Here is a 19,004-nt window from a genome sequence, read left to right as displayed (position 1 = left end):
CGCGCTCACTGCATCAGCCGCACGTTCCTCACCTTGAAGTTCACCCCCTGCTGGTCGTCCCACACCGGGAAGATCCCGAACGGCACGGTGATGTTGTCGAGCGTGAAGCACGGCGCGTTCTTCACCGCGATCACGTCCGCCACGTTCAGCGTGACGGCGTGGAAGGCGCCATCGGCCGGCGGCTTCATCGCATCGGGGAGCACGTAGTCGACATTGCGGCAGCCATCGCCCGGGCTCTCCATCTTGATCGCGAGGCCCTTGGTGTTGGTCCCCCAGCTGCTCACCGCCAGCTCGAACTGCAGCGTGCCGCCCGCATAGCCGCTCAGGTTCAGCCCGCTGCCGGTGAAGTAGAACGTGCCGTTGCCGCCATCGGCCGCGAACTGCAGGTCGGCCTCGCCGTTCGCGATGCTTGCCACCACGTGCGTCGGCGTCGAGGTGTACATGCCCGTCGTCAGGCCCGTGAGCAAGCCATCCACACCCAGCAGCGTCGCGCTCGGTCCCGGCAGCGGCTCGATCGCGGGCGGTGGTGGCGGTGCCAGCTCGGCACACGCGTGCGTGTCTGCATCGGCGCTCGCACCCACCAGCCAGCGGATGTTCGCAAAGCTCGCGCTGAACGGCTTGTCGGTCTGCACCAGGAACGCGGTGTCGATTGCCGAGAAATCCGCGCCCGCATCCGCAAAGCACGACAGCGGGATCTTCACCGTGGCCTTCGTGCCCAGCGGCAGCGCCGAGAGCACCGCGGTGCCGTCCAACTCGCCGCGGCACGGGTAGCCGCAGTCGATGCGGATCTTCACGCTGCCCTGCGGCGCCTGGTCGATCACGATGTCGAACGCCAGCACCGCCTTCGCGTCCGGGTGCGCATAGCTCTCCAGGTTCTGCGGGTTGCGCACGCTGGTGCTGGCCGGGTCCGACGCGATCGCCTTGAACTCGCCCAAGCCGGTCCACGTCAGCTTCTTGCCGTCCTGCTGCACGTTGACCTGCGCGGTCTGCAGCGTCAGCGTGCCGTCCTGCGTCACCACGGTCGCGTTCAGGTCGGCGCCGATCGGGATCATCCAGTTCGGCGACGAGCCGATGAACAGCGGGAAGGTCGGGTTCTCGACCAGGTTGAACACGTCCAGCGGCTCGGTCGCCGCCGGGCCGGTGTTGGCGCCCTGCCCGCAACCGAGCGTCGGCGTGGTCTCGTCCAGTGCATTGCCCAGCGCCGCGCCGGCGTCTGCATAGCCCAGGCCGTAGCCGTAGGCGAACAGCGGCGCATACGTCGCGTCACCACGGTTCAGCACCGTCTGGCACGCCTCCTTCGGCCACGAGTACGAGAGCCGGCCCTGGAAGTCGAAGTTCACCGCGCCATCGGCCTTGCGGAACAGCACGTCGGCCACGCCCTTGCCCTCTGTGCCCGGCAGGAAGGCCGCGACGAACGCATCGCTGCGGTTCAGCTCCTTGTTCACCCACACCGGCCGGCCGCTCAACAGCACCGTGACCACCGGCACGCCCTTGCCCTTCACCGCCTCCAGCACCGCGAGGTCGGCCGGGTAGCGCTTGGCATGCTCCAGCGTGCCGGTCTTGCCGATGTCGCCGGCACCTTCGGCATACGGCGTCTCGCCGATGACAGCGATCACCGCCTTGTAGTCGGCGACGTTCACGTTGGCCGCATCGACCGAGAAGGTGACGTTGCCATCGCCCGCCGCCTCGCGGATGCCGGCCAGCACGGTGTCGCCGTTCGGGAAGTCGGCGTTCGTGTTCGACGTGCCCTGCCAGGTGAGCGACCAGCCGCCCGTCTGGTTCGACATGCTGTCGGCGCTGCGGCCCACCACCAGCAGCTTCTCGCCGCGCCTCAGCGGCAGCACGCCGCCGTCGTTCTTCAGCAGCACCAACGATTTGCGGGCCGCCTCGCGCGCCAGGTCGCGGTGCTGCAGCGCGGCCGGGTCGCCGGCGCCGGGGCGCAGCGAGGGCTTGGTCGACACGGTCGCACCGCCTTCCAGCTTCATCAGCCCGGAGCGCAGCTTCACGCGCAGGATGCGCGTCACCGCGTCGTCGATGCGGGTCATCGGGATCTCGCCGGCGTTCACCGACGCGATGGTGTTGTCGATGAAGGCCTTCCAGTCGTCCGGCACCATGATCAGGTCCATGCCAGCGTTGATCGACGGCGGGCACGACGAGTTGGTGCAGGTCTTCACCACGCCGTTGGCGTCGGTGTACTTCACCTGGCCGATGCCGTTCCAGTCGGAGACGATCAGGCCGTCGAAGCCCATCTTCGTCTTCAGCACGTCGGTCAGCAGGTACTTGTTGCCGTGCATCTTCGCGTTGGCGAAGTCCAGCGTGAGCCCGTCTTTCGTGGTGCCCTGGAAGGTCCAGCTGTTGAACGAGGCCATCACGGTCTGCGCGCCCGCTGCCAGCGCGGTGTAGTAGCCCGCGCCGTGGATGTTGATCATCTCCGCGAGCGTCGCCTTGTTCTCGCCCTGGTCCTTGCCCAGGTCGGTGCCGCCGTCGCCCATGAAGTGCTTGGCGGTGGCCACCACGGTGGGCCGGCCCGATGCGGCGAAGCTGCCCTGCAGCCCGGTGGTGTAGCGCCCGCCGTAGCTGGCAACGATCGCAGGGTCTTCGGAGAAGCCTTCGTAAGTGCGGCCCCAGCGGTCGTCGCGCACCACCGCGAGCGTCGGTGCGAAGGTCCAGTCGATGCCGGTCGAGTGCACCTGCATCGCGACGGCCGCGCCGATGCGCTCGATCAGCTCGGGGTCGTTCGCGGCACCCAGGCCGATGTTCTGCGGGAACAGCGTAGCGCCGTAGACGTTGCCGTGGCCGTGCACCGCATCGGTCCCCCAGATCACCGGGATCTTGACGGCCAGGTCGGTGTCCATCGACGCCTGCCAGTAGGCATCGGCCAGCGCCAGCCAGTCGGCCACGGCCGCGTTCTTCTTGTTGCCGGGCCAGGCGCCGCCGCCGTTCAGCACCGAGCCGATGTAGTACTGCCGCACCTGGTCGGGCGTGATGCTGCGGATGTCGGGCTGCGTCATCTGCCCGACCTTCTGCGCCAGCGTCATGCTGGCGACGAGGCCCTTGATCTGCGCCTCTTGCGAGGCGTCCTGCGGAATCGCGCTCTTGATCGCGGGCCAGTCGTCCATGGGCTTGTTCTCAGGGGGAGGAGGCGGCGGCGCAGCAGGATCGTCGTCATCGCCACCACCGCATCCGCCCAGGCCGAGCGCGAGCGCGGCCAGCCCCAGTGTGAGCCACCGTTTCATCCTGTCGTCTCCTTGATCGTCTTTTACGTGCACCGGATGGAACCGTTTCCACTCCGGTGCAGCGGCGACTCTAGGAGATCTTGTCGAAATATTTCACTAGGTTAACTACTCATTACCGCGGGCACGCCCGTTGCCCGCGGGTGACTCACTTGGCGAGGAAGGCCTTCACCAGTTCACCCGTGGCCGCCGGGTTCTCTTCCATGATCCAGTGGCCCGAGCCGGGGACGATGCCCTCGGTCACGTCGTCGGCACCGGCGCGCATCACGGTGGCCATCATCGGCCCGAACGACTTCTCGCCACCCAAGGCCAGCACCGGCATCTTCAACCGGTTGTTGGCGAGGTAGGCGCGATTGTCGATGGCGTCCTGGTCGAACGCGGCGAACTGCGCAAAGCCGGAGTGCATCGCACCCGGGCGCGCATAGAGCTTCGCGTAGTGCGCGCGGGCGGCTTCGCTGAAGCGCGCGGGCGTGGCCGAGAACTCGTTCCAGAAGCGGTCGAGGTAGATGCGCTCGCGGCCGGCGACGAGGCGCTCCATGTCCGGGCCGCCGAAGCGGAAGTGCCACAGCAGCGGGTTCTTCAGGATCTCTTCCCACGGGCCGACGCCGGGCACCGGCGCGTCGATCAGCACCAGGCGGCGCACCTGTTCCGGGTGCTGCGCGGCGAACTGGAAGGCGACCATGTTGCCGATGTCGTGCGCGACGACGTCGGCTTGCTGCACGCCGTAGGCCGCGAGCACGCCGCTGACGTCGGCGGCCTGGGTCTTCTTGTCGAAGCCGCCCGCCGGCTTGGACGACAGCCCCAGCCCGCGCAGGTCCGGCACGATGACCGTGTGGTCACGCGCCAGGTCTGCCGCGAGCGGCACCCACATGTCGCCGGTTTCGCCATAGCCGTGCAGCAGCACGACCGCCGGGCCCTTGCCGCCGGAACGGACGTGGATGGTCGCGCCGTTCGTCGTGACCTCGCGGGTCGAGAAGGTCGCCGGGTACTTGAGGGCGGGTGCCTGGGCCGAGGCCGAGACGGGAACGGCCAGCAGCGTCAGCGATGCCAGGGCCAGGGAAATGAGGGGTCGCATGAGGATCTCCGTTGGGGTGAATCGAGAACAACTGCCGCCAGTGTCTTGAAATCGGCTTGAACCGACTAGCCGGAAACGGACGCAATCAGCTTCAACCATCGGTTTAAGATCCGGCATGACCTACCTGCAGCACCTGGTGTCGTTCGTCCACACGGCGGAGCACGGCAGCTTCTCGGCGGCGGCACGGGTGCTGGGGCTGACGCCGGCGGGCGTCAGCAAGAACGTCGCGAAGCTCGAGGCCGATCTCGGCGTGCGGCTCTTTCATCGCAGCACGCGCCGGCTCGCACTCACCGAAAGCGGCGAGCGCTTCCTGCAGCAGATGAACGGGCCGCTCGGCTCGCTGCAGGCGGCCATTGCCAGTGTTCAGCGGGGCGATGAAGAGCCGGCCGGCACGCTGAAGGTCAGCATGGGGCTGGCGTTCGGGCGGCATTTCCTGGTGCCGCTGCTGGAGGATTTCCTCGGGCGCTACCCGGCCGTGCTGCCGGACTGGCATTTCGACAACCGCCAAGTCGACCTCGTCGGCGAAGGCTTCGATGTGGCGATCGGCGGCGGTTTCGAGCTGACCCCGGGTGTCGTCGCGCGCGAGCTGGCGCCGGTGCACATCGTCGCGGTGGCGTCGCCGGCTTACATGAACGGGCGGCAGGCGCCGCGCACGCCTGAAGACCTCGCGTCGTTCGACGGCATCATGCGGCGCTCGTCACCGACCGGGCGGGTGCGGCCGTGGACGTTGCGGACGAAGCGCAATGCTGAGCAGGCCGTGCCGTGCAAGCCGCGGCTGATCTTCAGCGACCCCGAGGCGATTGCGGAGGCAGCGAAGCTGGGGCTCGGCGTCGCGCTGCTGCCGATGCCATTCGCCTTTGCGCCCATCGCGAGCGGCGAACTCGTGCGCTTGCTGCCGGGGTGGTACAGCGATGCGGGGCCGCTCTCGCTGTACTACCCGAGCCGCAGCCTGCTGCCCGCGAAGACGCGGGTGTTCGTCGACTTCGTGATGGAGCGCTTCCGCGCAGCGGAATTCGCGAAGCTGGTTGACGGGCGCTGAACGCCCATCGTCGACCCGTCAGCCGTGCGGGTCTTCGCCCTTCGAGCGCGACTTGCCGATCTCTTCCGCCTTCTGCATCTCCTGCTGCTCGCGCGGCGACTTCGGATGCGCATTGCGCGCCGCCTCGTCGACCTTGCCCGACTTGACGAACTCGCGCGTCTTCTCGTCGTAGTGGCGGCCGGCTTCGTAGTCGCCTTCGCCTTGGACGTGGCTCAGGTCAGCTTGGGGCTGTTGCTTGCCGGGCTGCGATTGCTTGGGTTGCTGGCTCATGGCGATCTCCTTGAATGGCTTCACAACCATAGTCAACGAACCACCTTGCAGTGCCGGACCGGTTCTCGATACCTTGTCAGCCCAGCCCACTTCTCATCGTAGGAGTTCACCGCCCGCCGTTCCCTCTGAATCAATTGGCCCGACAGTGTCGAATCGACGGAACGCTGCATCGCTCGATCATTCGGGAAGAAACTGACTGAGATGCTGGTCAAAGAAGTCGGAAACTTGATCAATCGACCAACGATCTTTCGGATCATGTTTCATTACGTTGAGGATTAACATATTCAATGCGTCTCGAACGTCCTGATGAGTAAAAATTCCTTTGCCTTGCAGCTTAAGCGGCCTGGGCTCCTTCCCACCATCACCTCGGGCCGCCGCTATCCTTTCCGACGACAATTCGCCACAGAACAATTCATAGACCACCGGCCCCAAAGGCCACACATCTGCAGCCGCTGAGAATTCCCTCCTGTCTTTGCGTATTTTTCTGGCAAGAGCCTTCTGTTTTTTGTTCAAGGCAACAAGCGTTGAATCATTAAAAATGACACGCCGCCCTTTTATACGCTCTTTGACCTCTGCCAGTTTATCATTTGCGAAACGATTATCTCTGTCATGGTACAAGCCAATCAATTCTGGCGACATGTATTTCACCGCATCACTTGGGGAAATTGCCCACTTCTTTTTTGCGATATTTTCTGCCGTACCGAAATCCGCCAATTTTGTAACCGACCCACTACCTTTATCAGTCTGAACGAAAAAATTCTCGCACTTTATATCGAAGTGCAAGTACCCAGCTTCCTTCATTTGCTGCATACCGGAAATCACACCACGTAATGACTCCAGCAGAAGACTCTGCTTGGTCTCGTGCCGGGCATCGGAATCACGGATTTTCTCCAAGTAACCACGCAGCGTCCCGCGATCCGCATACTCCGTACAGAGAAATCTTCTGCTCCCAAAGACAAATTCACCCTTGTAACCCAAGATATTAGAATTCTTGCCCGCCTTGCTGAGTTTTTCGTAAATCGCACTTTCCTTGTACGCGGCCGGAGGTACCAAGCCCTCATAGCCCATAGGCTTCAAGACCATCTTTTCTCCATTGGAGCTGATTGCAAGCAATATTGGATTGCTTTCATTTCCACAGACAGTACCGATTCCATCCTTTTCAACCGCCCACTCCTCTCCATTGAAACTGAACTTCTTTGGGTGAGAGCAAAACTCATTGAATTTATTCCTTTGGTCTTCCGCCTCGAGTCTACGCGGAGCCTTCGAAAATCCTCTTGTTTGCAATTTCGCCCACTGCGGAACCCCCAGACTGACTCCAACACGTTGCAATACTATTCTCGCCGCAACGCTTTCCCGGTACAGCTCGCCACTCGTCAAGGCACTCAGCTTTTCCAAACGACTGCGCTTCGGCGCAAAATATAATTCAATTTTCTTTTCACCCGACGGTAAAGTGTAATATCTTGCGGCAAGTCTATCCCCGGCTGCGGCCTTTCCAAGGAATTCGGCCATACCTTCAGCAATTCCGTTATCATTCCAATTTCCATCACTCAGAGTGAGATATGGGCGACCCGAAGCCTCAGAGTATTCAGCGCACTTGCGGTGTACATCGGATGCAGGATCAGTATCGTCGTGAGGTTCCGACGGTGCAGCACGTGTACCAGCGGATGGCTTCCGTTCGACTTGATTCGCACGAGTTGAAGGCTGCGGCTTCCGAACGACACTGATGAACCTGGACAACATGGGGACTCACTGTTGCTGACACGAACCCTCAGTGACAGATCAACCGGCAAGGTTCCGAATCCGAGCCAATACAGATATCCATGTCAGCTACCGAATTGACGTGTATTCCGTTCAGGTAGGAACTTTCACGAGTCGGGGAGCGCCAAGCGCTATGACTCATCTCGAACTACGCCCCTGTCGCACCGACAGCCCAAGGCTCGCCGACAGCGCACCCACCACCGTCCCCCACGCGATGTCCGCCACCGTGATCCCAACCGGCCACCCCCTCAGCGTCGCCAGATTCGTCAGGTCATAGGTCGCATAGCAGAGGAACCCCAGCAACCCACCCAGCCGCGCCGCATGCCACGCATCCCGCGCCGGCAGCACCGCGAACACCACCACGCCGATCGGGAACAGCAGGTAGAACACGCCCGCCGCGATGACGTTGACCTGCTCCGCCATCAGGTGCCCGATGCCCGCGCGGTACCAGTCGATCGCGATCAGCCCGAGCCACAGGCCGTCGAGCGCCAGCAGCACGACCAGTGCCGCCGCATAGGAAACAAGGTAAGTACGCATGCGGCCGATGCTACGCCGCACCCGCAACGCCCCTCAGCACGAGGCTCAGCGCGACTGCTTGAACGCCATCACCGCCTGGTTCCGCAGCGTGCGCAGCAGCGAGAGCTCCCGCTCTCCCAGCTGGATGCCGCCGGGCTGCGCCTTGTCGGCATAAATCAGCGCGAACGGCGCGCCCTTCATCAGCAAGGGCAGCAGAAGGAACGCCGGCGCATTCACCTGCTGCCGGTACCACGCCGGCAGCCTTGCGGCGATGTTCGGCACCGTCGCGTCCGAGATCAGCGTGTCCGCCCCCTTCAGGCACACCGCGCTGAACAGGTCGGGCGCGGTGCCCGGCGCCGGCTTCAGCGCCACCTTGAATTGCTTGCACGCGCTGTCGACGTCATCGCCCATGCCGAAGCGCCCGGTCAGCATCTCGGTCTTCGGGTCGCGCAGGCAGAACACGATGCGCCGGAAACCCAGCGCACGCAGCATCGTCTCCAGGATCATCCGCAGCACGTCGTTGAGCTTGAAATCCTCGACCATCGTGTTCGTGATGTCCTGGATCCCCGCGCCCAGCATCGCGGCTGCTGCGTCCTGGTCGAACGGCTTCTCGGCCGGCTGCGTCACGTCGATCGCGATCGTGGCCTGCAGTTCATGCCCCGACAGGCTGTCGGCGTCATCGACGATCGTCTTCGCCGTGCCGTTGCCGCCCGGTTGCTCCAGCAATCGCCGCACCGGCGAGCCCGGCTGCACGCTCAGGCTCATCGCCTGGGCCAGGCCTGCTAGCCGCTGCTGCGCGAGCAGCGCCGCAGCCTGCATGTCGCGCGGGCTGATCTCGAGCACGCGCGCATAGCGCTGCGCCACCGCCGCGATCGCACTGCTCGCGCGGCCCGGCTCGGCCTGCATCATCGCGTCGGTCACCTCGTTGGCGGCCAGCGCGATCCAGCGCATGCGGTCGGCCTTGTCGCACGGCCGCGTCGGGAAGTCGCCCACCGGCCGGCGCATGCAGCGCTGCAGGCTCTCGGGGAAGCCCCAGGCCTTCGCGATGCCCAGCCCCAGCTCCTCGAAGCTCAAGCCCAGCACGCTGATCGACGCCGCATGCTCGCCCATCGTCGAGCCGCCGACGCCCTTGGTCCCGGTCAGCTTGCGCACCTGCCGCGCCTCGTCCGGAAAGTAGAACTCCGTCAGCAGCCGGCCCAGGTTCTGGAACATCGCGCCGATGAAGGCTTCCTCCCCCTCCTTCGACCCCGGCAGCAGCTCATTGGCCAGCGAGCCGGCCATCAGCGAGCGCAGGAACTCTTCCTTCAGCTGGTTCGCATGCCCCTTGTCGTGCATGTGCTCCAGCAGCACCAGGCTGAGCGCGATGTTGCGGATGCCGGCGAAGCCGATCAACGCCACCGCGCGCGACACCGTGCTGATGCTGCCGCCACCCGACTGCGTGTAGTGCGCGGTGTTCACCAGCCGCAGCAGCTTGTTGGTCAGCGCGACGTCCTTCAGGATCTCGCTCGACAGGCTGGCGAGGCTCTCGGTCTCCGAATTGGCAACGCGCTGGATGCGCACCACCGAATCCGACATCGCCGGGAAATCACTCTTGTGCCGCATGCGGCGCAGCAGGAACTCCAGCGTGCCGCTGCTCGATGGCGCCGCCTGCCCCGCCGCTGGCGCATCAGCCCCCGCCGGCACCAGCCACTCCTGCAAGGCCTTGCGGAACGCGGCCACGTCGGCGTGCCGCTGGGCCGGGTCGCGTGCCAGGCTGCGCATCACGATCGCGCGCAGCGCGTCGTCGGCATCGCCGGCGGCATCCTTCGGCCACACCATGTCTTCATGCGCCACGCGGTACATCGCGCGGAATGGGTCTTTCTCGATCAGCAGCTGCCGCCCGCACAGCATCTCGGCCAGCACCAGCGCGGCCGAGAACAGATCCATCGCCGGCGCCGGTTTCAGCCCGTGCGTCGCCTCGGGCGACATGTAGCCCGGCGTGCCGACCACCTGCTGCACGTGCTGTGCATTCACGCTCGCGGCGATGCCGAAGTCCATCACGCGCGCCCGGCCCTCGCCGTCCACCAGGATGTTCGACGGCTTCAGGTCGCGGTGGATCACGCCGGCCGCATGCGCGGCGGTCAGCGCGTCCAGCACGCCCAGCATCATCTCCACCGCGTCGCGCGCCGGCATCGCGCCTTTCGCGCGCAAGCTCTCGGCCAGCGTCGGGCCGGCCACGTATTCGAAGACGAGGTAGGGCTGCTGCTCGTGAACATCAGCCTCGAAGACCGGCACGATGTGCGGATGGGTCAGCCGGCTGACGCTGCGCGCCTCCTGCAGAAAATGGCCGACCGTCTCGGTGTCGGCGCCGGGGCGCATCAGCTTGACGGCCACCTCGCGCTCCAGGCGCGGGTCATGGGCCAGCCAGACGGTCGCCTGCGCGCCCTTGCCGAGCATTCGCCGCAGTTCGAAGCGGCCCAGGGTGGCAGGGCGCGAGGCCATGGCGGCAGCGGGCATCAGGTTCGGTACGGCAGCGGCTTACTGCGGGCGCGATCGCGACGCGGCCAGCCCGCGCAGCCCGCCCGCGGGCGGCGCCGCATCGTCGGCCGGCGGATGGCGCGGCGACACGGCCACGCCACCGGTCGTCATCGCCTGACGGGCGCTCTGCAGCGCCTCGCCGATGTCGCGCGCGGTCACCTCCAGCGGCCGCGCATAGCGCTGCGCCACCGCGGCCAGGCCGGCACCGATGCGCGCGGCAGGCATCTGGCTCACCACGTCGACCGCCTCGTTGGCGGCGCTCGCGGCAATGCGCAGCACGTCGCCATCGCTGTCGGCGGTGCGCACCGGGCGCGTGGCCGGCAAGCGGCGCACCATGTGCAGCACCTCGTCGTTCAAGCCCCAGTGGCGCGCCACCGCGGCGCCCAGCAGTTCGCTGTCGACGCCGAGCACCGCGAACGACGCGCCCTCTTCGGTCATGCCCGGCTGCTCGGCCTCGCCCGGCTCGGTGGGCGGGATCGGCTGCATCAGCTGGCGGATCTGTTCGGCTTCGTCCGGAAAGTGGTACTGCACCATCAGCCGGCCCAGGTTCTGCAGCGTCGCGATCAGGTAGATCACCTCGGGGTCGTAGCCCGCCGGGCGCAGCACCTGCGCGGTGTGGCCGGCCAGGCGCACCCGGTCCATCAGCTTCTGCAAGGCATCGGCATGCACGGGCGACAGCGGCCCGGGCCACGGCCGCAGCACCGCGGCCGCACTGCGCACGCCCTTCAGCCCCATCAGCGCGACCGCGCGGCGGATGGTGAGCACCGGCCCGTTGCCGGAAATCTGCGTGCCCTGCACCTGGGCCGAGTTGACGGTGCGCAGCAGCTCGAAGCTGAGCGCCATGTCCTGCAGGATCTGCTGGGCGATCTCGTCGGTGCGCTGGCCCTCGGCCATCGCGAGCCGGCCGACGCGCTGCGCGACGCCGGGCGCCGCCGGCAGGTGGCCGATGCTGCGCATGCGGTCGATCAGCAGCGCGATCGCGCCGCCGCTGTCCTGCGCATCGGTCTCGCGCCAGCCCGACATCGCGCGCAGCATCGTGCGGGCGCTGTGGTAGCGCTGGCGCTCCTGGCGGTCGGTCGCGCGGTTGGCGATGGCGCGCAGCGCATCGGGAATCGGCTTGGGCGTGCCCCACGGCAGCCGGATGATCTCGCGGCCGGTCGGCGGCAGCAGGTCGATGACGCGGGCGGTGTCGGGTTCGTCGAGCGCGGGCTGGCCCGACAGCAGATGGTGCAGCACCAGGCCGGCACACAGCACGTCGCGCTCCGCGGCGACGCGGGCGGCGCGCAGCTGGTTCGGGTCCATCGGCATCGCGCGGTCGTGCGCCCGGTCATGGGCGCGATCGGTGGCAGCCGCCTCGCCGGCGGCGGCGGGCGCGGACGAGGCGACAGCCAGCGCCATCACGCGCACCGTGCCCTGCTCGCTGAGCAGCACGTGGTGCAGTTGCAGGTCGCGGTGCGCCACGCCGGCGTCGTGCGCGAAGGCCAGGCCTTCGAGCGCCTGGATCATCCAGCCCACCGCTTCGTTGGCGGTCAGCCCGGGCGTGGCCGCGAGCCGCTCGGCCAGCGTGCTGCCGAGCGCGCGGTCGACCGCGACATACGGCCAGTGGTCCTGCACGCCCACTTCGATGACGTGGGCGAGGTTCGGGTGGTCGAGCCGCGCGGCGAGCTTGGCGTCGCGCGTCCAGGCCTCCAGGCCGGCCGCATCGGCGGGCTGTACGCGCGGCAGCGTCAACATCACCTCCTGCGAGGCGCGCGGATCGAAGGCCAGCCAGACCATGCTGCGGTCGCTCTTGCCCAGCAGCTGGCGCAGCTGATAGCGACCGAACGCACGCGTCGGCGCGGTCTTGGCGGCAGGAGTCTCCGGAACGGACATGGGCGAAGGGCGCAATGGGACGAAGTTGGCTTATTGGACGACTGAATGCTGCATCGTGGTGCGCAGATGAACCCGGAAAAGCCCTGCCAATTTCAGCCAGGGTGGCAGCTTTTCGAGCGTCAGATGTCGAGCTCCACCACCTCGCCGGTGCCGGCGATCAGCGCGCAGCGCACGCGCTCGCCGGGTTGCAGCGCCTGCACCGCGTCGCGGTAGCGCTGCATCTGCTGCTGGTACTCCTGCTGCGCCTGCGGCTTGTGGGCCAGCTTGTAGTCGAGCACCCACCAGACGCGCTCGCCGCCTTCGTCCAGCGCGACCAGCCGGTCGATGCGCAGCGCCTGCGCGCCCTGCGCCACCGCCACTTCGTTGCCGGCCCACAGCAACCCGGCGCGCTCGAAGAAGCGGCGGCCGCTGGCGTGCTTCAGCATCGTCGACGCGATGCGCAGCACCTCGCGCGGCGGGCTGTCGAAGGCGCTGGCGGCAGCAGTGGCAAGGGCCTCCAGCGCGGCGTCGTCGACGGCGCCGGTGGCGCGCTCGGCCGTCGCCCATTCGAGCGTGCGGTGCACCGCCTGGCCGAGGCGCGACGCACGATCGTCGCGCGCGGCGAAGGCCAGCGGCGCGAGACCTGCCACCGGAACCGGCGGCAAGCCCGGCAAGACCGGCAGCGCGAAGGCGCCCTGCCCCGCCTCGGCCGACGCCACGTCGGCCGGCAGCCATGGCCGCGCGAGCGCGTCGACGCGCTGCCACCACGACGCGCCGGGCGCCGCGATGTGCGGCTCGGTGCGGCTGAACACCACCTGCTCGCGGGCCCGGGTCATCGCGACGTACAGGCCGTTGAGCTCCTCGCGCTGCCGCGCCGCCAGCTCGGCCCCCATCGCCGGCGCCAGCGACGGCGGCACGTCCCCCTCGGAGTAGACGAAGGCACAGCGCGCCGGCCGGTCCAGCTCGACCGGCCAGTCGACCAGCACGGTGGCGGTGTCGGTGCCGGACCGCTCGGGCGCGCTGTCCATGATGAAGACGACGCGCGCCTCCAGGCCCTTCGCGCCGTGCACCGTCAGCAGCTGCACCGCGTTGCGCTGGGCCGGCGGCGCCACCTTCAGCGCGCGGCGCTTCAGCGCGCGCACGAAGTTGTACGGCGTCGCGTAGCGCGCGCCGTCGAGCGTCAGCGCCTGGCCGAGCAGCGCGTCGATCGCGTTCAGCGCCGCGGCGCGCTGCTCGGGCGGCACGGTGGCCGCGACCCGCTCGCGGTAGCCGCTCTGGGCCACGATGCGGTCCAGCAGGTCGTGCGGCGGCAGCTCGCGCGCGGCCTGCAGCCAGGCCGGCAGCAGCCGCTGCGCGCGCTGCAGCGCCGGGTGGCCGTCGTGCGGCCCGGCCAGCAGCGCGCCGAACCAGTCGCCGCCATCGGCCACCTGCTGCGCCAGTGCGATCAGTTCGCCGTCTGCGGCCCCGAACAGCGGGCTGCGCAGCGCCTGCGCGAGGGACAGCCGGTGCTGCGGCGAGGCCAGCGCATCGAGCATCGCGATCAGGTCGCGCACCTCGGGTGCATCCATCAGCGATTGGTCTTCGACGGCCGCAGCCGGCAGGTGCCGCGCCTGCAGCGCCTGCGCGACCAGCCGCAGCGACGCGCGCTTGCGGCACAGTACGAAGATCTCGCCGGGCGCGAACGCGCCGCTGGCCACGAGCTCGCCGGCCGCCTGCGCGACCCAATGGGCCTCTTGCTCGCGCAGCACTTCTTCGGGCTCGTGGCGCGGCGTGGCCAGGCTGTCGCGCCACAGCAGCGTGCCTTCATGGCGCGCGGCGGACTCGCGCGGCGGGCGCGGCACCGGCGGCAACGCGCGCAGGCCGGCGCCGGCAATCGGTGCGATCTCGGTGCTGTGCGCGCGGAAATCGCTGTACTCGCCATCGCGCTGCGCCGCCTCGAACACCTGGTTCAGCGCGGCGATCACCTCGGGCGCATTGCGCCGCGTGTGGTCGCAGGCCAGCACATGTCCACCCAGGCCGTCGGCGACGAACTCGGCGGCCGCGGCGAACACCCGCGGCTCGGCGCGACGGAAGCGGTAGATGCTCTGCTTCGGGTCGCCGACGATGAAGACCGACGGCGGCCGCTGACCGCTCGCGCCGCCGCCGGCGCCGGCATAGGCCGACAACCAGCTGTGCAGCGCATGCCACTGCAGCGGGCTGGTGTCCTGGAACTCGTCGATCAGCACGTGGCGCACGCGCGAATCGAGCCGCTCCTGCACCCAGCCGGACAGGTCGGCGTCGCGCAGCAGCGCGAGCGCGCAGCGTTCGAGATCGGCCATGTCGGCCAGCCCGCGCAGGCGCTTGAACGCGGCGAACTGCGCGAGCAGCACGCGCGACAGCCGCGCCATGCGCAGGTGCTCGTCGTGCGCGAGCTGCTGACGCGTGGCGTGGTGGATCGCGTCGAGCAGCGCGACCGCGTCGTCGAGTTCGGGCGCGGCCAGGTGGGCGCGCAACTGGCCGCTGCTGTTGAGCAAGGCGCTGCGTGCGGCGTTCAACGCGGCCTCGGGCTCGTCGAGCGCCAGCGCCTGCTCGAGCAGGCTGCCCTGCTTGCGCGGCGTGGCCTTGGTCTGCGCACCGAGCGCCGCGGCCACGCGCAGCAGCAACGCGCGCGCCTCGGCGTCGTTCAGCCGGTGCCCCGGATGCGGCAGCGCGGCCAGCGCCGGCCACAGCTGCGCGGCCGACGGCACGCTCTCGTCGAGCACGCCGGCCTCGTCGGCGAGCTCGATCTCGACGCGCTTGTCGAGCACCGTCGCGAGCCACTTCGCGGTCTGCGAACGGCCGCGCCGCTCGATCAGCGCGCGGTAGTCGGCATGCAGCGCATCGTCGTCGAGCAGCGCCGCGTGGAAGCGCCGGAAGATCTCGCCGAGGTGCTCGTCGATGTCCTCGATCAGGCTCATGCCGGGCTGCAGCCCGAGCTCGGCCAGCAGGTCGAGCGGCGCGGTCTTCAGCAACTGCGAGAACCAGGCGTGGAAGGTGCGGATCTCGACCGGCCGGCCGGTGGTGAGCACCTCTTCGTGCAGGCCGGCCAGCCGCGCCGCGAGCCCCGCCGCCTGCGCCGGCGGCACGCCGCGCGCGACCAGCTCGGCCGCGCGCTTCGCATCGTCGACGAGCGGCGACGCGAAATCGGCCAGCCACTGGTTGAGCCGCTCGCGCATCTCGCCAGCCGCCTTGCGGGTGAAGGTGATCGCGAGGATCTCCTGCGGGCGCGCGCCGTCGAGCAGCGCGCGCACGATGCGCGACACCAGCATCCAGGTCTTGCCGGCGCCGGCGCAGGCCTCGACGACGACACTGCGCTGCGGGTCGCAGGCGATCGTGTAGAACGCCTCGCGCGAGACCGGCGCGCCGTCCGCCTGGTAGGCCGGGGCGTTCATCGTGCGCTCCATTGGTCTTTGCGGCACAGCCCACGGGCCTCGCAGAAATCGCAGACGCGGCCCTCGCCGAGCGCCGGCAGGCCGGCACCAGCGCGGATGCGGGCGAGTTCATCGGACAGGCCCTCGACCAGCGCCTGCGCGCTCGCCTCGACCTCGGGGTGCGGCACCTGGCGGATCTCGTGGCCGGCATCGAGCAGCAGGTAGACAGCCTGCAGGCCGGCGTCGGTGTGCGGGCGCATCAGCGCGGCGTAGAACGCGAGCTGCGTGTCTTCGAGCGGCTGGCGCACCTGCTGGCGCAGCGCGCTCTCGCTGCCGGTCTTGTAGTCGATCAGCTCCAGCACGTCGGCGCCCTCGTCGCGGCGGCGGTCGGCGCGGTCGATGCGGCCATGCAGCGTGACGGCCGCCGGCGCCGGCAGGTCGATCTCGTGCGCCTGCTCGCCTTCGGCCCACGCGATGCCTTGCGCATCGCGCTCGTGCAGCCACGCGATGTAGCGCGGCGCGAGCTGCTCGAAGCTGGCCCCGTACGGCAGGAAATCCTCATCGGCGAGGCCGGCGCGGTCCTGCATCGTGCGGCCCAGGTGCAGCAGGCGGGCCGTCTCGTCGGCCGGCGTGCCCGGCTCGGCGCGCGTCTCGTGGAAGGCCTGCAGCACCGCGTGCAGCCAGTTGCCGTAGTCGCGCTTCTCGACCTCTTCGTCGAGCTCGCCGGGCTCGCGCAGCTTCAGCATGTGCAGCGCGTGGAAGCGGTACGGGCAGGCGCGCAGCGCTTCGCAGGCACTGGCCGACAGCCGGTCCGGCAGCAAGGCAGCGGCCGACGGCGCGGGCATGAAGACCGGCTGCGGTTCGACCGCCTGCGACGGGCGCGGATCGGCCCAGGGCTCGAAAGCGCGCGACGCCTTCTGCAGCGCGAGCGACAGCCGCTCGACCAGCGGGCTGGCCGACAGCGGCTCGCTGCCGTCGACATGCCGGCGCAGCAGCGTGACCTGCGCGGCATGCATCGCATGCGCGAACGACAAGGCCTCGCGCTCGCGGCGGCTGGCCGCGCTGGGCAGGCCGAGCGCCACCGCCTGCGCATCGCTGATGAAGGGCAGCGGATCGACGCCGGCGCCGAGGTGGCGCTCGTCGGCGCCGGGCAGCACCAGCGCGGCGAACGGCCGCAGCGTGGCATGCGCGAGCGGCGTGATCACGACCGCCGGCTGCGGCGGCGCGGGCGGCACGAACGACGACTCCTCGAGCACGCCGTCGACCCATTGGCGGAATTGCTCCAGCGTCATCGAGGTCTGCCCCGCCTGCGCCGGCCAGCCGCGGCCTTCGGACAGCCACAGTGCAGCCAGCACCTGGGCGCCGGCCGCGTCATCGGCCAGCGCATCGGCCAGGCCGGCTGCGCCGAGCAGGCCTTGCAAGGCCTCGCACCAGTCGCGCAACGGGCGTCGGCCGGGCTCGGCGAGCGGCGCCAGCGCGGCGCTCAACGCGGCCCACAAGCGGGCTTCGCCCGGGTGCAGCCGCTCGGCATCGATCTGCGACGTGCGGCGCCAGCCCTGGCGGCGGCAGGTGGCTTCGAGCGATTGCGTCAGCGCGGCCACGGGGCCGAGGCCGGGCCACGGCGCGGTCAGCGATTTGAGTGCGTCGAGCGTCGCATCGGCGCTCGACGCACCGACCGCGCGCAACAGCCCCATCAGCTGCGCCGCGGCCCGCGTGGTCGACAACTTCCAGCCGGTTTCGTCGAGCACCGCGACCGACTGCCGCGCCAGCAAGGCATGCACACGGCGCACCAGCAGCCGGTCCTGCGCGACCAGCGCCACCGGCAGCTCGCCGCGCTGCACATGCGCGAGCACCTGCGCGGCCGTGCACTGCGCCTCGTCCTCGAAGCCCTCGCACAGCGCGACGGCCGGCGTGCGCGACGGCAGGCGCAGCGCCGCGGCATCGGTGTCGATGACGACGGCCGGCACGTTCGCGGCACGCAGCAGCGCGTCGGTCAGCGGATCGCTGCCGCCGACGCGGACCGCGATCCAGGCGGCAGGACGCAGCGCGAACAGCGCGTCGGTGTGCGGCGGCGCGGCGGCCGCGGCCCATTCGACCGCGATCGCCGCGATCTGACGCTCGGTGAGCCCGGGCCCGTCGCCGGCGGCCAGCAGCGCGCGGGCTTGTCGCCAATGGGCTTCGCGGCCGGACGGCTCGATCGCCGCCGCAGCGCGCGCAAGCCCGTGCGACAGCCGCACGAAGCCGGCCACCGCATCGTCGAAAGCCCGCGGATCGGTGCGGCCCCAGGCCTGCAGCCGTGCCTGGCTGCGCAGGATGCGCGCGGCCGCCAGGCGATCGAGGTGGACATCGAAGCTGATCTGGCCTTCCTGCGCCCCCGGCGGCGGGCCGAGCCGCTGCGCGAGCGTCTGCGTGGTCTCGATCTCCGGCATCCAGCCGCCGGCCTGCGCCCAGGCGGCACGCGCCGCGCCCAGCTGTTGCGCGAACGGCATCAGCAGCACGCAGCCGCGCGCCTCGATGCCCCCGCGCGCCATCCACGCGCGCACCTGCGCGACGAGGCCCGGCCCGTCGAGTGCGGCGGCCGGCAGGGTGTCGATCACCGGGGTGTCTAGGTCGCTCAAAGTGGCGTGAAAAAGGCTTGGAGAAGGCGTTGCAGCTATCGAAGCCATAGCCGCGGTGAGGTCGGGACGCGCCGCGTGCGCAGGGGCTTTGTGTCAGAATCATTGTGCCTTGCCACTCGCAACGGGTGGCACATGTCCAAGGACAAATCCCATGAGCAGCGAACTGATCAAGCACACCACCGACGCGTCGTTCGACAGCGACGTCCTGCAGGCGGACAAGCCCGTCCTGGTCGACTACTGGGCCGAATGGTGCGGCCCCTGCAAGATGATCGCCCCGATCCTCGACGAAGTGTCGAAGGACTACAGCGGCCGCCTGCAGATCGCCAAGCTGAACGTCGATGACAACCGCGACGTGCCCGCCAAGTTCGGCATCCGCGGCATCCCGACCCTGATGCTGTTCAAGGGCGGCCAGCTCGCCGCCACCAAGGTCGGCGCACTTTCGAAGGCCCAGTTGACGGCCTTCCTCGACGGTCATCTATAATCCGCCGAATCGTGGTGGCCTCGGGCCCCGTTCTCCCCGGACGGACTGAAGCCACCACCTGAAGATTGCCACCCCGCCCAATGCCGACAACGGCAGCGGCGCACCGGTCCGGCACAAAACTCCAGCGTTTCAAATCCCAGATAGTCGTCGTCGCGAAAGCGGTGCCAAGTTGTCCTGCAGCCCGATGTCGGGTTGCTCGCGAAACTTGTCGCAGCGATCGATCCGGGTCCGGTTTCAAGGATCCTGCTTGCACTCTT

General features: G+C 68.7%; 11 protein-coding genes. 2 read left to right on the top strand and 9 right to left on the bottom strand.

Annotation, left to right across the window (positions count from 1 at the left end; genetic code table 11):
• Positions 1-5: 5 nt before the first annotated feature.
• On the bottom strand, positions 6-3,236 hold the full coding sequence (locus tag BUE42_RS11940) for a glycoside hydrolase family 3 N-terminal domain-containing protein (RefSeq protein ID WP_200798948.1): 3,231 nt from the start codon (positions 3,234-3,236) through the stop codon (positions 6-8).
• 145 nt (positions 3,237-3,381) lie between these two features.
• Positions 3,382-4,308 carry an alpha/beta fold hydrolase gene (locus tag BUE42_RS11935; RefSeq protein WP_073465321.1) on the bottom strand — a complete coding sequence of 309 codons (927 nt, stop codon included), beginning with the start codon at positions 4,306-4,308 and terminating at the stop codon, positions 3,382-3,384.
• Between the two features lie 115 nt (positions 4,309-4,423).
• Between BUE42_RS11935 and BUE42_RS11930 the strand changes: the two genes are divergently transcribed.
• Positions 4,424-5,347 (top strand): LysR family transcriptional regulator, encoded by a 924-nt coding sequence (locus tag BUE42_RS11930; protein ID WP_073465320.1) that lies wholly within the window; start codon positions 4,424-4,426, stop codon positions 5,345-5,347.
• An 18-nt stretch (positions 5,348-5,365) separates the two neighbouring features.
• On the opposite strand, the gene BUE42_RS11925 is transcribed toward BUE42_RS11930, so the two are convergent.
• The 7 genes from BUE42_RS11925 to BUE42_RS11895 form a co-directional block, all read right to left on the bottom strand.
• Positions 5,366-5,617: a hypothetical protein gene (locus tag BUE42_RS11925; protein ID WP_143171449.1), complete on the bottom strand. Its 252-nt coding sequence runs from the start codon at positions 5,615-5,617 to the stop codon at positions 5,366-5,368.
• Positions 5,618-5,794: 177 nt separating this feature from the next.
• A complete protein-coding gene (locus BUE42_RS31575; RefSeq protein WP_083614083.1) occupies positions 5,795-7,357 on the bottom strand; it encodes a protein kinase domain-containing protein in 1,563 nt (520 codons plus the stop codon).
• A 156-nt stretch (positions 7,358-7,513) separates the two neighbouring features.
• Positions 7,514-7,912, bottom strand: a complete 399-nt coding sequence (locus BUE42_RS11915; protein ID WP_073465400.1) for a DUF2177 family protein — start codon at positions 7,910-7,912, stop codon at positions 7,514-7,516.
• A gap of 45 nt (positions 7,913-7,957) precedes the next feature.
• Positions 7,958-10,372, bottom strand: coding sequence for a serine/threonine protein kinase (locus tag BUE42_RS11910; RefSeq protein ID WP_073465399.1), 2,415 nt, complete (start codon positions 10,370-10,372; stop codon positions 7,958-7,960).
• 36 nt (positions 10,373-10,408) lie between these two features.
• Complete coding sequence (locus BUE42_RS11905) at positions 10,409-12,280, bottom strand: HDOD domain-containing protein (protein WP_073465317.1); 1,872 nt, start codon at positions 12,278-12,280, stop codon at positions 10,409-10,411.
• A gap of 119 nt (positions 12,281-12,399) precedes the next feature.
• Positions 12,400-15,669 (bottom strand): UvrD-helicase domain-containing protein, encoded by a 3,270-nt coding sequence (locus BUE42_RS11900; protein ID WP_073465398.1) that lies wholly within the window; start codon positions 15,667-15,669, stop codon positions 12,400-12,402.
• On the bottom strand, positions 15,666-18,245 hold the full coding sequence (locus tag BUE42_RS11895) for a PD-(D/E)XK nuclease family protein (RefSeq protein WP_073465316.1): 2,580 nt from the start codon (positions 18,243-18,245) through the stop codon (positions 15,666-15,668). The genes BUE42_RS11900 and BUE42_RS11895 overlap by 4 nt, the downstream gene beginning before the upstream one ends.
• A gap of 172 nt (positions 18,246-18,417) precedes the next feature.
• Between BUE42_RS11895 and trxA the strand changes: the two genes are divergently transcribed.
• A complete protein-coding gene (gene trxA, locus BUE42_RS11890) occupies positions 18,418-18,747 on the top strand; it encodes a thioredoxin TrxA (RefSeq protein ID WP_047511552.1) in 330 nt (109 codons plus the stop codon).
• Positions 18,748-19,004: the final 257 nt, after the last annotated feature.

It is taken from the genome of Rhizobacter sp. OV335 (genome assembly GCF_900142965.1).
Lineage (GTDB): Bacteria > Pseudomonadota > Gammaproteobacteria > Burkholderiales > Burkholderiaceae_C > Rhizobacter.
The sequence above is the reverse complement of the archived record's forward strand: the minus strand, read 5'-3'. Positions and strand labels throughout refer to the sequence as shown.

Excerpts from the sequence above, each read along its gene's own strand:
- BUE42_RS11940 (WP_200798948.1), bottom strand. The coding sequence starts at position 3,236 with ATGAAACGGTGGCTCACACTGGGGCTGGCCGCGCTCGCGCTCGGCCTG.
- BUE42_RS11935 (WP_073465321.1), bottom strand. The coding sequence starts at position 4,308 with ATGCGACCCCTCATTTCCCTGGCCCTGGCATCGCTGACGCTGCTGGCC.
- BUE42_RS11930 (WP_073465320.1), top strand. The coding sequence starts at position 4,424 with ATGACCTACCTGCAGCACCTGGTGTCGTTCGTCCACACGGCGGAGCAC.
- BUE42_RS11925 (WP_143171449.1), bottom strand. The coding sequence starts at position 5,617 with ATGAGCCAGCAACCCAAGCAATCGCAGCCCGGCAAGCAACAGCCCCAA.
- BUE42_RS31575 (WP_083614083.1), bottom strand. The coding sequence starts at position 7,357 with ATGTTGTCCAGGTTCATCAGTGTCGTTCGGAAGCCGCAGCCTTCAACT.
- BUE42_RS11915 (WP_073465400.1), bottom strand. The coding sequence starts at position 7,912 with ATGCGTACTTACCTTGTTTCCTATGCGGCGGCACTGGTCGTGCTGCTG.
- BUE42_RS11910 (WP_073465399.1), bottom strand. The coding sequence starts at position 10,372 with ATGGCCTCGCGCCCTGCCACCCTGGGCCGCTTCGAACTGCGGCGAATG.
- BUE42_RS11905 (WP_073465317.1), bottom strand. The coding sequence starts at position 12,280 with ATGTCCGTTCCGGAGACTCCTGCCGCCAAGACCGCGCCGACGCGTGCG.
- BUE42_RS11900 (WP_073465398.1), bottom strand. The coding sequence starts at position 15,669 with ATGAACGCCCCGGCCTACCAGGCGGACGGCGCGCCGGTCTCGCGCGAG.
- trxA (WP_047511552.1), top strand. The coding sequence starts at position 18,418 with ATGAGCAGCGAACTGATCAAGCACACCACCGACGCGTCGTTCGACAGC.